Origin of the sequence: Nocardioides flavescens (assembly GCF_009823805.1) — a bacterium.
Lineage (GTDB): Bacteria > Actinomycetota > Actinomycetes > Propionibacteriales > Nocardioidaceae > Nocardioides > Nocardioides flavescens.
On sequence record NZ_WUEK01000005.1, the window covers coordinates 294083 to 306713 of the forward strand.

12 protein-coding genes are annotated in these 12631 nt (G+C 72.5%); 9 read left to right on the plus strand and 3 right to left on the minus strand.

Annotated features, from left to right (window positions below):
• Window positions 1-118 precede the first annotated feature (118 nt).
• Entirely contained in the window at window positions 119-1219 is a 1101-nt protein-coding gene (locus GRQ65_RS10235; protein WP_160877825.1) for a glycosyltransferase, read from the minus strand.
• A gap of 182 nt (window positions 1220-1401) precedes the next feature.
• On the opposite strand from GRQ65_RS10235, the gene GRQ65_RS10240 reads away from it, so the two are divergent.
• From GRQ65_RS10240 to GRQ65_RS10250, 3 genes are read left to right on the plus strand one after another with little or no spacing between them, the layout of a single operon-like run.
• A complete protein-coding gene (locus tag GRQ65_RS10240) occupies window positions 1402-2646 on the plus strand; it encodes a glycosyltransferase (protein WP_160877826.1) in 1245 nt (414 codons plus the stop codon).
• Window positions 2643-3683 (plus strand): GDP-mannose 4,6-dehydratase, encoded by a 1041-nt coding sequence (gene gmd, locus GRQ65_RS10245; RefSeq protein WP_160877827.1) that lies wholly within the window; start codon window positions 2643-2645, stop codon window positions 3681-3683. The genes GRQ65_RS10240 and gmd overlap by 4 nt, the downstream gene beginning before the upstream one ends.
• Window positions 3680-4645 carry a GDP-L-fucose synthase family protein gene (locus GRQ65_RS10250; protein WP_337191615.1) on the plus strand — a complete coding sequence of 322 codons (966 nt, stop codon included), beginning with the start codon at window positions 3680-3682 and terminating at the stop codon, window positions 4643-4645. The genes gmd and GRQ65_RS10250 overlap by 4 nt, the downstream gene beginning before the upstream one ends.
• Window positions 4646-4770: 125 nt before the next feature.
• Here the strand turns inward: GRQ65_RS10250 and GRQ65_RS10255 are convergent, their stop codons facing one another.
• Complete coding sequence (locus GRQ65_RS10255) at window positions 4771-5862, minus strand: LCP family protein (protein WP_160877828.1); 1092 nt, start codon at window positions 5860-5862, stop codon at window positions 4771-4773.
• 128 nt (window positions 5863-5990) lie between these two features.
• On the opposite strand from GRQ65_RS10255, the gene GRQ65_RS10260 reads away from it, so the two are divergent.
• The 6 genes from GRQ65_RS10260 (at window position 5991) to GRQ65_RS10285 (ending at window position 11259) form a co-directional block, all read left to right on the plus strand.
• Window positions 5991-7289, plus strand: coding sequence for a methyltransferase domain-containing protein (locus tag GRQ65_RS10260; RefSeq protein WP_202387878.1), 1299 nt, complete (start codon window positions 5991-5993; stop codon window positions 7287-7289).
• 8 nt (window positions 7290-7297) lie between these two features.
• Window positions 7298-8128 (plus strand): sugar phosphate nucleotidyltransferase, encoded by an 831-nt coding sequence (locus GRQ65_RS10265; protein ID WP_202387879.1) that lies wholly within the window; start codon window positions 7298-7300, stop codon window positions 8126-8128.
• Window positions 8128-9153, plus strand: coding sequence for an NAD-dependent epimerase/dehydratase family protein (locus GRQ65_RS10270; RefSeq protein ID WP_160877831.1), 1026 nt, complete (start codon window positions 8128-8130; stop codon window positions 9151-9153). Before GRQ65_RS10265 ends, GRQ65_RS10270 begins: the two co-directional genes overlap by 1 nt.
• A 7-nt stretch (window positions 9154-9160) precedes the next feature.
• A complete protein-coding gene (locus tag GRQ65_RS10275) occupies window positions 9161-9709 on the plus strand; it encodes a dTDP-4-dehydrorhamnose 3,5-epimerase family protein (protein ID WP_160877833.1) in 549 nt (182 codons plus the stop codon).
• Window positions 9706-11013 (plus strand): NAD(P)H-dependent oxidoreductase, encoded by a 1308-nt coding sequence (locus tag GRQ65_RS10280; protein ID WP_160877835.1) that lies wholly within the window; start codon window positions 9706-9708, stop codon window positions 11011-11013. Before GRQ65_RS10275 ends, GRQ65_RS10280 begins: the two co-directional genes overlap by 4 nt.
• 87 nt (window positions 11014-11100) lie before the next feature.
• Complete coding sequence (locus GRQ65_RS10285; RefSeq protein WP_160877837.1) at window positions 11101-11259, plus strand: hypothetical protein; 159 nt, start codon at window positions 11101-11103, stop codon at window positions 11257-11259.
• A 163-nt stretch (window positions 11260-11422) separates the two neighbouring features.
• On the opposite strand, the gene GRQ65_RS10290 is transcribed toward GRQ65_RS10285, so the two are convergent.
• Window positions 11423-12610, minus strand: coding sequence for a right-handed parallel beta-helix repeat-containing protein (locus GRQ65_RS10290; protein ID WP_160877839.1), 1188 nt, complete (start codon window positions 12608-12610; stop codon window positions 11423-11425).
• Window positions 12611-12631: the final 21 nt, after the last annotated feature.

A 12631-nucleotide genomic window follows, 5' to 3' on the forward strand; every position in this document is an offset into this window, starting at 1 on the left:
GACAGGACTTCGTCCTTCCTCAACCACCGTGCCGACAGGACGTCGTGCTCCCTCGACCTCCGACATCGGTGGTTGAGGAGGCCGGCTACGGCCGTCTCGAAACCACTTGACCCCGCCGTCAGCGGTAGAGCTCGGCCAGCCTCCGGGCGACGGGCGCCATGCCGAACGTCTCGCGCGCGGCCTCCAGCGCCCGCCCGGCGAGGCGCTCGCGGGTGCCGGAGCCGTCGAAGCAGGAGCGGATCGCCGCAACGAGCTGCTCGACCGAGCCGTCGGTGACGACGCCCGCACCGGTCTCGGTGATCGCGGGCGCGAGGCCGCAGGTGTCCGTCACGACGACCGGGAGACCGACGCTCAGCGCCTCGAGCACCGACATCGGCGCCGGCTCGTCGACAGCCGGGAGCACGTAGAGGGAGGCGGCGGTCAGTCGCTCGAGCACGGCCTCGGCGCCGAGCGGACCCTCGTAGTGCACGTACGACGCCGCACCGCTGGCCGCGATCAGCTGCCGCACCGCGCTCAGCTCCCCCTCGTCGGGGCCGACCAGCGTGAACCGCAGGGCGGGGTGCGTCGCGTGCACCTCGACCGCGGCGCGCACGAAGTCGAGCGGCCGCTTGCGGGGGGCCAGCCGAGCGAGGTAGAGCACCTCCCGGCTGGCGCCGTCGGCGCGCAGCGCGGTGTCGGGTACGCCGTTGGGCAGGTGGGTCAGCCGCGGCCGCGGGCCGGCGACGGCGCGCAGCTCGTCGTGCTCGGTGGGGTTGAGGTAGAGCACGTGCCGCGCCCCGCGCAGGACGCGCCGCACGAGGAGGGCGTCGAGGAGACCGGCCGAGCGGCGGGCGCTGCGGTCGACCATGCCGTGGGTCTGCAGCACGAGCGGCACGCCGAGGGCGAGCGCGAGCGCGGCGACCGGCAGTGTCACGAGGTCGCGCGCCAGGTGCACGTGGACCACGTCGAAGCCGCGCAGGTGCGTCGCCGCCCAGCGCAGCAGCCCCGGCGAGCTCAGCCCGGCGAACCCGGTGCGCGGCACGACCCGCAGAGCGGCGAACAGCTGCAGCGGGACGCCGTCCTGCTCGGTGGGGGCCGTGGCGTAGCCCCGGTGCGAGCCGGCGACGGTGACCTGGTGGCCCGCGGCGGTGAGCGCGGCGGCCTGGTTGAGCGCAACGCGGATGGGGCCGCCGTACGCCGCGTCGGGGGAGAACAGCGTCGCGACGTGGAGGACCCTCACGCGGCGTCCCTTCGTCGAGCGGGCGGAGCGTCGGACGGGCGAAGCATACGGGGGCGTTCGCGCCAGGCCCTCCTGACGTGAGAGCCTGTCTCAGTCGGTCACCGCCCGTGCGTGCGTGGACCGGCATCCCAGGCGCCGGGGGAGCGCCGTGGGGACAGTCGAGGGAGCCGGGGGGCCTACGCGTGCGGACAGCTGTGCTGACGCTCAACTTCGCGCCCGAGACGACCGGCATCGCGCCGTACGCCGCCGGGCTCGCGACGGGGCTGCAGGACCGCGGTCACGACGTCCAGGTGCTGACGGCCTACCCGCACTACCCCCAGTGGCGTGTCCCGGAGGGCTTCGACGGCCTGACCCTGCACGAGGACGTCGACGGGGTCGCGGTGACGCGGCTGCGCCACCACGTGCCCACCACGCCGACCGGGGTGCGTCGCGCGCTCTCCGAGGTGTCCTTCGGGCTCCGACTCGCCGCGGCCCGCTGGCACGCCCCCGACGTGGTGGTCTGCACCAGTCCGGCGCTCATCAGCTCGGCGATGGCGCTCTCGACCGCCGCGCTGCGTCGGCGCCCGGGTCGGCTCGCGCCGGCGACCGGCGTCATCGTGCAGGACCTCTACTCCGTCGGGGTGCGCGAGACCGCCGCCGGCGGCGACCGGGTGGCCCAGGTGCTCGGCGCGCTCGAGGGTGCGACGCTGCGCCGGGCCGACGGCGTGGCGGTCATCCACGACCGGTTCCGCGACCGGGTCGTCGAGACGCTGGGCGTGCCGGCCGAGCGGGTCGCGACCATCCGCAACTGGACCCACGTCGAGCCCGCCCGCCCGTTCGACCGCGCGGCGTTCCGGGCTTCGATGGGGTGGCGGCCCGACGAGACCGTCGTGCTCCACACCGGCGCGATGGGCGAGAAGCAGGGTCTGCTCAACGTCGTCGACGCGGCCCGGCTCGCCTCGACGAGCGCACCGCACGTGCGCTTCGTGCTGGTCGGCGACGGCGGCCAGCGCCCGCGCATCGAGAGCGCTGCGGCCGGGGTCGAGCGCCTCGAGCTGCGTGACCCGACCGGCGAGGACGACTACCCGCGGCTGCTCGCCGCGGCCGACGTGCTGCTGGTCAACGAGCGCCCCGGCCTGCTCGAGATGGCCGTGCCGAGCAAGCTCACGTCGTACTTCTCCAGCGGTCGCCCGGTGCTGGCCGCCACCGAGCCGGGCAGCACCACCGCCGGCGAGGTGAACGCCGCCGGCGCCGGCTTCGTCGTACCGCCCGGAGACCCGGCTGCGCTGCTCGACGGCGTCGCCGCCCTCACCGCGGACCCCGTCGCCGCGGAGGCGATGGGCGCGGCCGGGCTCGACTACTGTCACCGCGTGCTCTCGCCGGCCGCCAGCCTGGACGCCTACGACCGCTGGGTGCGCAGCCTCGCCGAGGGGCGGAGGCGCCGGTGACCCGACGCGCACTGATCACGGGGATCACCGGGCAGGACGGCTCCTACCTCGCCGAGCTGCTGCTCGCGAAGGGCTACGAGGTGCACGGGCTGATCCGTCGCTCCTCGACCTTCAACACCCGCCGCATCGACCACCTCTACCGCGACCCGCACGACCCCGACGCGCGACTCTTCCTGCACTTCGGCGACCTGTCCGACGGTGCCCGGCTGGTCACGCTCGTCCACGAGATCGAGCCGCACGAGGTCTACAACCTCGCGGCCCAGTCGCACGTGCGGGTCAGCTTCGACGAGCCCGAGCACACCGGCGACACCACGGGCATGGGCGCCATGCGGCTGCTCGAGGCCGTCCGGATGGCTGGGGTCGACGCGCGCTACTACCAGGCGTCGAGCTCGGAGATGTTCGGCGCGACCCCGCCGCCTCAGGACGAGAGCACGCCCTTCCACCCGCGCTCGCCGTACGGCGCGGCGAAGGTCTACGCCTACTGGGCCACGCGCAACTACCGCGAGGCCTACGACCTCTTCGCGGTCAACGGCATCCTGTTCAACCACGAGTCGCCGCGCCGCGGCGAGACCTTCGTGACCCGCAAGGTCACCCGCGCCGTCGCCCGCATCGCCGCCGGGCTGCAGGACGTCGTCTACCTCGGCAACCTCGACGCGATCCGCGACTGGGGCTACGCGCCGGAGTACGTCGAGGGCATGTGGCGCATGCTCCAGGCCGACGCTCCCGACGACTACGTCCTGGCGACCGGCGGGCGCTTCACCGTGCGCGACTTCGTCGAGGCGGCGTTCGACCAGGTGGGGCTGCACTGGCAGGAGCACGTCAAGTACGACGAGCGCTACCTGCGCCCCTCCGAGGTCGACGCCCTCATCGGCGATGCGGGCAAGGCCGAGCGCGACCTGGGCTGGAAGCCGGTCGTCGACACCGCGGCGCTGGCCCGGATCATGGTCGACGCCGACGTGGCCAGCCTGGCGCACTCCGGTCCGGGCTGGGTCGACCAGGTCGAGCTCGACGGCTGGCCCCGGCTGGAGGACCTGTGAGCGACGCGCCGCTCCTCGACCGCTCGGCGGTGACCTACGTCGCCGGTCACCGCGGCCTCGTCGGCTCGGCGCTGTGGCGCCACTTCGAGGCCGAGGGGTTCACGCAGCTGGTGGGGCGGTCCTCGGCCGAGCTCGACCTGCGGGACCGCGACGCGGTCTTCGCCTTCTTCGACGAGGTCCGGCCCGCCCAGGTCGTGCTCGCCGCGGCCAAGGTCGGCGGCATCATGGCCAACGCGACCCACCCCGTCGACTTCCTGAGCGACAACCTGCGCATCCAGACCAACGTCATGGACGCCGCCCTCGCCCAGCGCAGCCACCGGCTGCTCTTCCTCGGTTCCTCCTGCATCTACCCCCGCCTCGCCCCGCAGCCGATCCGCGAGGACGCGCTGCTCACCGGCCCGCTCGAGGCCACCAACGACGCCTACGCGATCGCCAAGATCGCCGGCATCATCGGCGTGCAGGCCGTCCGTCGCCAGCACGGGCTGCCCTGGATCTCGGCGATGCCGACCAACCTCTACGGCCCCGGCGACAACTTCTCACCGACCGGCAGCCACGTCCTGCCGGCGATGATCCGCCGCTACGACGAGGCCCTCGCCGCCGGCGACGACGTCGTCACCAACTGGGGCACCGGCACCCCGCGCCGCGAGTTCCTCCACGTCGACGACCTCGCCGCCGCGTGCCTGCACCTGCTCGAGCAGTACGACGCCCCCGAGCAGGTCAACGTCGGCACCGGCGTCGACCACACGATCGCCGAGATCGCCGGCTTCGTCGCCGAGGCCGTTGGCTTCGAGGGCGAGACCCGGTGGGACACCACCAAGCCCGACGGCACCCCGCAGAAGCGGCTCGACGTCGGCCTGCTCACCGGCTCCGGCTGGACCCCCCGCACCGGTCTGCGCGAGGGCATCGCCTCCACGGTGGAGTGGTACCGCGCCCACGTCGGGGACCTGCGCGAGCTCGGCTGACCTGCGCGCTGCGGCCGCGTGGTTCGAGACGGTCGTTGCACGACCTCCTCAACCACCGGTTCGGTGGTTGAGGAAGGACGAAGTCCTGTCTCGAAACCACCTGACCTGACGCCGCCCGCGACGAGTCAGAGCACGTCGTCGCGTTTCGGCAGCTGGTCGACGTCGTTGCGCTGGAGCCACTTCTCGAGGCGCTCGTCGACGACGGCGGCGAACATCCGCTTCGTGGCGTCCATGTCGAGCGTGACGACGCTGGCGCCGTCGATCGTGGGGGTGCCGGTGTAGGGCACGGTGGCGACGAGGACGTCGTCGGCGCGCAGCTTGCGCGAGGACTGGATGAGCCCGCCGAGCACGCGGGCGTCGAGCCCCTCGTCGGTCGCGACGAACTCCTGCACCTGGTCGACCAGCTGCAGCCGCTTGACGGGGTCGCTGACCATGCCGCTGCGGGTGACCTTGTCGACGATCGCCCGCAGGAAGTTCTGCTGGCGCTGCACGCGGTCGAAGTCACCGCGGGGCAGGCCGTAGCGCATCCGGACGTACCACAGCGCGCGCTCGCCCTCGAGGTGGTGCCACCCCTCCGTCCACGTGTAGTCGCGCATGGTGTCGCGCACCGTCTCGGGCACGTAGACGTCGACGCCGCCGAGCTCGGTCGTCAGGTCGGCGAAGCCGGAGAAGTCGATGACCGCCACGTGGTCGACGTAGACCCCGGTGAGGTTCTCGACGGTCTTGGCCAGCAGGGCGGGACCGCCGTACGAGAACGCCGCGTTGAGCTTGTCGGTGCCGTGGCCGGGGATCGGCACGTAGGAGTCGCGGGGGATCGAGATGAGGTCGGCCGACTTCCGGTCCTCGGGCAGGTGCAGGAACATCATCGAGTCGCTGCGGAAGACGCCCGGCTTCCACTGGTCGGCCTGCATCGCGTCCTGGATGCTCGCGCCGCCGCCCTCGTCGACCCCGATGAGCAGGATGTTCTGGGTGCGGTCGGCCGGGCGCAGCGGGCGCTCGGAGTCGGGTCCGACGTTGAGCTCGAAGCGGGGGATCTCCTCGAGCTGGTGGTAGGCGTAGCCGGAGTACGACGCCACGACGGCGAGCGCGCCGCCGCCGAGCACGAGCGGCAGGACGACGAGCAGCGTGATCCACTTGTGGCGGCGCGGGAAGGAGCGGATCCGGCGCCAGCGGCTCGGCCGCTCCACGGTCACTGCGGTGGCCTCGTCGACCCCCATGCGTGGCACCCCCCAGTGCGCTGCGGGCGTCCCCCCGACAGTTCACGGACGCCTCGACTGCGCCGTCATGCTACGTCCGGAACCCCGTGATGGCCGGATCCGCCTGACAGCACCCCTAGAGTGAACGGGTGGTCGACGAGCTGTCGGGGGACGGCCACGCCCTGCGCGTCGTCCCCACTCCGTGCCGGGCGTGCGGCGCGACCGGTCTCGTCGAGGTGCTCGACCTCGGCTCGACGCCGGTGGCCAACGCCCTCGTGCCGGCCGACCGGCTCGACACCGTCGACCCGACGTACCCCCTGGCCCTGGCGCTGTGCGAGCGGTGCGCGCTCGCGCAGCTGACCGAGTCGCTGCCCGGTGAGGCGCTCTTCGACGCCGACTACCCCTACTTCTCCTCCTTCGCACCCGCGGTGGTCGAGCACGCCCGACGCCACGTCGAGGGCCTGGTCGCGCGGCGCGGCCTCGGTCCCGAGAGCCTGGTGCTCGAGATCGCGAGCAACGACGGCTACCTCCTCCAGCACGCCCGCGCGCACGGCGTACGCGTGCTCGGAGTCGACCCGTCGGCCGGTCCGGCTGCGGCGGCCGAGGCGGCGGGCATCCCGACCGTCTGCGACTTCCTGACACCCGAGCTGGCCCGTCGGCTGGTCGCCGAGCACGGCCGCGCCGACGTCGTCGTCGCCAACAACGTCGCGGCGCACGTGCCTGACCTCGACGGCTTCGTCGAGGCGCTGGCGACCTGCGTCGCCGACGACGGCGTCGTCACCGTCGAGAACCCCTGGGTGCGCGACCTGGTGCAGCGCACCGAGTTCGACACGATCTACCACGAGCACCACAGCTACCTCTCCTGCACGGCGATCTCCCGGGTCGCCGAGCGCCACGGGCTGCACCTCGTCGACGTCGAGCACTTCCCCGACCTGCACGGCGGCACCCTGCGCTGGACCCTGGCCCGGAGCGGTGAGCCGACCCCCGCGGTGGCCGACCACCTCGCGCTCGAGGACGAGCTCGGCCTCGGCACCCGCGCCTTCTACGGCGGCCTCGCCGCCCGCACCCACACCGTGCAGCGCGACCTCAGGGCCCTGCTGACCAGCCTGCGGGCCGAGGGCGCCACGGTCGCGGCGTACGGCGCCGCCGCCAAGGGCGTGACGATGCTGGTGACGTCGGGGATCGGCGCCGACCTCGTCGACTACGTCGTCGACCGCAGCCCGCACAAGCAGGGGATGCACCTGCCCGGCGCGCGGATCCCGGTCGAGCCGGTCGAGGTGCTGCCCGAGCGCCGGCCCGACTTCGTGCTCGTGCTGGCCTGGAACTTCGTCGCCGAGATCGCCCGGCAGCAGCGCGACTACCTCGAGGCGGGCGGCCGGTTCATCGTGCCCGTGCCGAGCCCGCGGGTGCTCACCGCCGACGACCTGCTGCGGGGGTCGGACCAGTGACCAGCGGCGTGAGCCAGCCCGTGACACCGACGCCGGTCGACCCGGTCGACGTACCCGTCGTCCTGCTCTGCGGCGGCCTCGGCACCCGGCTGCGCGAGGCCAGCGAGCGGCTGCCCAAGCCGCTCGTCGACATCGGCGGCTCGCCGATCCTGTGGCACGTCATGAAGACCTACGGCGCCCACGGGTTCCGGCGCTTCGTGCTGTGCCTGGGCTACAAGAGCGAGCTGATCAAGAACTACTTCCTCGACTACCGGATGCTCACCTCGGACTTCACGCTGCGCCTCGACGGCGACCACGAGATGACCTTCCACACCGACCACCGCGAGGAGCCGTGGGAGGTGACCTTCGCCGAGACGGGGCTCACGACGGCGACGGGCACCCGCATCAAGCGCGCCGCGCACTACCTCGGCGAGGCCGAGCACTTCGCGCTCAGCTACAGCGACGGCGTCGGGTCGGTCGATCTCACCGCCGGCCTCGCGCGCCACGTCGGGTCGGGCCTGGTCGGCACCGTCACCGGCGTGCACCCGACCAGCCGCTTCGGCGAGATGGCGGTCGACGGCGCGCTCGTCTCGGAGTTCAACGAGAAGCCCACGCGCCCGGCCGGCTGGGTCAACGGCGGCTACTTCTTCTTCAAGCGCGAGTTCGTCGACGGCTACCTCAGCGGCGAGCCCGACGAGATGCTCGAGCACGCGCCGCTGCGCGCGCTCGCCCGCGACCGCCAGCTCGGGGTGGTCGAGCACAACGGCTTCTGGCACGGCATGGACACCTATCGCGACTGGGTCGAGCTCAACCAGCTCTGGGACCGCGGCGAGGCCGAGTGGAAGGTCTGGTCCGACTGATGCGCGTGCTGGTGACCGGCGTCGAGGGCTACCTCGGAGCAGTGCTCGCGCCCGTGCTGGTCGAGGCGGGCCACGAGGTCGTGGGGCTCGACACGGGCTACTACCTCAACGGCTGGCTCTACCGCGGCGTCGACCGGCTCCCGCCTACCCGGCTGATGGACATGCGCGAGGTGACCGTCGCCGACTTCGAGGGCGTCGACGCCGTCGTGGCGATGGCCGAGCTCAGCAACGACCCCCTCGGCGACCTCATCGGCCCGGTCACCACCGAGGTCAACCACCTCGGCTCGGTCCACGTCGCCCGCACGGCCAAGGCGGCCGGCGTCGAGCGCTTCGTCTACATGTCGTCGTGCAGCGTCTACGGCGCGGCCGACGGCGTCGTCGACGAGACCAGCCCGATCGCCCCGCAGACGGCGTACGCGCGGTGCAAGGCGCTGGTCGAGCGCGACCTGTCGGCCCTGGCCGACGACGGCTTCTCGCCGACCTCGCTGCGCAACGCGACGGCGTTCGGCGCCAGCCCGCGCCAGCGCTTCGACATCGTGCTCAACAACCTCGCCGGGCTGGCGTGGACGCGGGACCGCATCGCGATGACCTCCGACGGCACTCCGTGGCGCCCACTCGTGCACGCCCTCGACATCGCCCAGGCGATCGTCTGCACGCTCGGAGCCGAGCGCTCGCGCGTGCACGACGTCGTGCTCAACGTCGGCAGCGACGACCAGAACTACACCGTGCGCCAGATCGCCGAGACCGTCGCCGAGGTCTTCCCGGGCTGCGAGCTGACGCTCGGGGCGCCGTCCGGTGACAACCGGTCGTACCGCGTCGACTTCTCACGCATCGGGGAGGTGCTCCCGGATTTCTCGTGCGTCTGGGACGCCCGCCGCGGGGCCGAGCAGCTGCGGCGCGTCTTCGAGTCGATCGACCTCGACGTCGCGACCTTCGAGGGGCGCGGACACACGCGGCTGAAGCAGATCCAGCACCTGCTGCAGACCGGCCAGGTCGACCAGCGGCTGTTCTGGGTGGCCCCGTGATGACGCAGTGAGGTTCTCGCCCACCGAGGTCGACGGCGTCGTCGTCGTCGACCTCGAGCCGCGCGGCGACGACCGTGGCTGGTTCGCCCGCACCTGGTGCGCCGACGAGTTCCGCGCCGCCGGCCTGCCGACGGTCGTCGCGCAGACCAGCACGTCCTACAACGCCGAGGCCGGGACGGTGCGTGGCCTCCACCGCCAGGCCCCGCCGCACCACGAGGCCAAGCTCGTGCGGTGCGTCGCGGGCGCCATCTTCGACGTGGCGGTCGACGTACGCCCCGACTCACCGACCTACCTGCGGCACGTCGCCGTCGAGCTGAGTGCGGCCAACGGCCGCGCGCTCCAGCTGCCGGCGTACGTCGCGCACGGCTACCAGACCCTCGAGCCGCACACGGTGGTGAGCTACCAGATGGACGGGCCCTACACCCCCGAGGCCGAGCAGGGCTGGCGTCACGACGACCCGGCGTTCGGGATCGACTGGCCGCTGCCGGTGCACGACCTGTCGCCCAAGGACCGCGCCTGGCCGGCGTACGCCGCGACCGAGGAGGACGCGCAGTGATCATCGTCGACCGGCTGCTGGCCGAGCGCGTGGACGACCCGGTCCGGGTCGGTCTGGCCGGGGCCGGCTTCATGGCGCGTGGGCTCGTCCTCCAGATCGCCCTGTCGACGCCGGGCATGGAGGTCGTGGCGGTGCTCAACCGGCACGCCGACCGCGCCGTGGAGCTGCTCGACGAGCTCGACGTCGGCGCGCGCCCCGAGCTGGTCTCGACGGCGGCCGAGCTCGACGCCGCGGTGGCCGGGGGAGCGGTCGCGGTCACCGACTCGGTGGAGGAGTTCGCGGCCGCGTCGTGCCTCGACGCGGTCATCGACGCCACCGGGGCGATCGAGTGGGGCGCGCGGCTGGCGGTGGCCTGCATCGAGCACCGCGTGCCGCTGGTGCTGATGAACGCCGAGCTCGACGCGACCGTCGGCCCGTTGCTCTCGCAGATGGCGACCGAGGCCGGGTCGATGTACTCCGGCTGCGACGGCGACCAGCCCGGCGTGCAGATGAACCTCATCCGCTTCGTGCGGGGCATCGGCCTCACCCCGCTGGTCAGCGGCAACATCAAGGGGCTGCAGGACCCCTACCGCACCCCGACGACGCAGGCGGGGTTCGCGGCGCAGTGGGGCCAGGACGCCTGGAAGGTCACCTCCTTCGCCGACGGCACCAAGGTCAGCGTCGAGCAGGCGATCGTGGCCAACGCCGCCGGCTTCACCGTGCACCGGCGCGGCATGCTCGCGATGGAGCACCGCGGCCACGTCGACGAGCTGGTCGACCTCTACGACGTCGACGAGCTGGCCGCGATGGGCGGCGCCGTGGACTACACGATCGGCTCGCTGCCCGCGCCGGGCGTCTTCGTCCTGGCCCGGATGGACGACCCGCGTCAGCAGCACTACCTGCGCCTCTACAAGCTCGGCGACGGTCCTGTCTACTCCTTCTACACGCCCTACCACCTCTGCCACTTCGAGGCGCCGGCCACCGTGGCGCGAGCCGTCCTGCTCGACGACGCCTGCTTCCGCCCGCTCGGGGCGCCGCGCGTCGACGTCGTGACCACGGCCAAGACCGACCTGGTCGCCGGCACCGTCCTCGACGCCTCGGGCGGCTACCACTACTTCGGCGAGGCCGAGAAGGCCGAGGTGGCCCACGCCGACGGCGCGCTCCCCGTCGGGCTGGCCGAGGGGTGCGTGCTCCTGCGCGACCTCGCGAAGGACGACCCGATCACGCTGCACGACGTACGCCTGCCCGACGGGCTGCTCAGCGTCGCGCTGCGCCGCGAGCAGGACCTGCGCTTCTTCGGCTCCTCCGCGATCTCCGCCTCGTGAACGTCTGAGTAACTGTCCGGTAAAGACCACCTGAGGATTTCCGCGGATTCCCTCCCGCGAGCGGCGGAGCAGGCGCAAGATGCGAGAGTGACGTTGCTCATCGTGCTCTCGGTCCTCGCGGGCTGGTGCGTCCTCTCGGTGCCGGTCGCGCTCGTCGCGGCCCGGCTGCTCCACACCCGCCACGCTCACGACGCGGCCGCTCCGGCGCCTTCGGCTCTGATGCCCCGCGAGCACCACGCCGCCTGATCCCGCACCTCCTCAAGGCCCGCCTCTCCTGAGGCGGGCCTTTCTCGTGTGCGGGTGGTCGCGGGTGCGGCTCACCCGGAGAAGCGAAAGGACCGGCGGAGGTCGATGACCTCCGCCGGTCCTTCCATGACCCCGGCACCCCTGCCGGTGGATCAGTGCGCGATCAGCAGCGACCTCGCGCCGGGCTGATCTTGTTGCGCTTGAGCGAGACGGCGATGCCGTCGTGGTAGGCCAGCGAGGCGGTCCTGCTCGCCTTGAGCTTGTTGCGCTTGACCATCACCCCGGTCGGGTTGGCGTAGCCCGCGCCGCCGGCGTTGACGAACACCGCCTGGATGCGGTTGCAGTTGTGACCGGTGTCGAAGGTGTTGCCCACGACGTCGACCTGGCTGGAGCCGCTCACGATGAAGACGTGGGAGGCGTAGCTGCGGTCCTCGGTGAAGGAGCGGCGGAAGCGGTTGCCCTGCACCAGGATGCGGGTGGAGCGGTCCTCGATGTGGACGGGCTCGAAGCGGTAGCGGCTGAACCGGTTGCCCTGGATGCGGGCGCCGCTGACGTTGGCCAGACCGATGCCGAAGCCGGAGCTCTCGCCGTTCGAGCGGTTGTTCTTGAACCGCGAGTTGGTGACGGTGACGTTGGAGATCAGGCCGGCGGGGGCGTTGAACTCGAGGTCGTCGGCGAAGTTGCCCGAGAAGCTGCTGCGGTCGACGGTGATGCGGTCGAACGTCGTGGTGACGGAGCTCGGCTGCACGAGGCCGTAGTCGAGGTCCGTCATCGACACGCGGTTCATCACCAGGTCGCTGCTGTTGCCCTCGACGCCCTGGAGCAGGAGGCCGTGGACGTACTGCTCGTACTTCGCAGCGTTGCCCACGAACGAGACACCGTCGAGGGTCAGGCCCTGGATCTGGTGGACGGCGATCAGCGCGCCGTTGCAGGCGCCGGCGCGGGTGAGGCGCAGGTCGCGCAGCGCGATGTCCGACCCGCCGACGCGGAACAGCTCGACGTACTCCGCGCCCGGGTCGCAGGTGAGGGCGATCTCGGACGAGCCGGTGCCGACGATGTCGACGCCGCTCGGCACGCCGATGAACAGGCGGGCGGCGGTCTGGTTGACGCGGCAGGTGCCCGACGGGATGCGCAGCGTGCCGCCGGTCGAGGCGAGCGACTGCAGAGCGGCGTCGATGGCGCCGCGGTCGTCGGTGGTGCCGTCGCAGCGGGCGCCGAAGTCGCGGGCGTCGACGACTGCTCCGCCGCGGGCGGCGGTGGCGGTCGCGGCCGGGGCGACCGCCTGGGCGGGGAGCGCAGGGGCGAGGAGCCCGATTGTGGCAATCGAGCCGACAAGAGCGGCCTTTGCCACGGAACGGTAACGACGGATGGC

Bases quoted from the DNA above. Each gene is read 5' to 3' on its own strand.
- GRQ65_RS10270 (WP_160877831.1), top strand. From the start codon at position 8,128: ATGCGCGTGCTGGTGACCGGCGTCGAGGGCTACCTCGGAGCAGTGCTC.
- GRQ65_RS10255 (WP_160877828.1), bottom strand. From the start codon at position 5,862: ATGGGGGTCGACGAGGCCACCGCAGTGACCGTGGAGCGGCCGAGCCGC.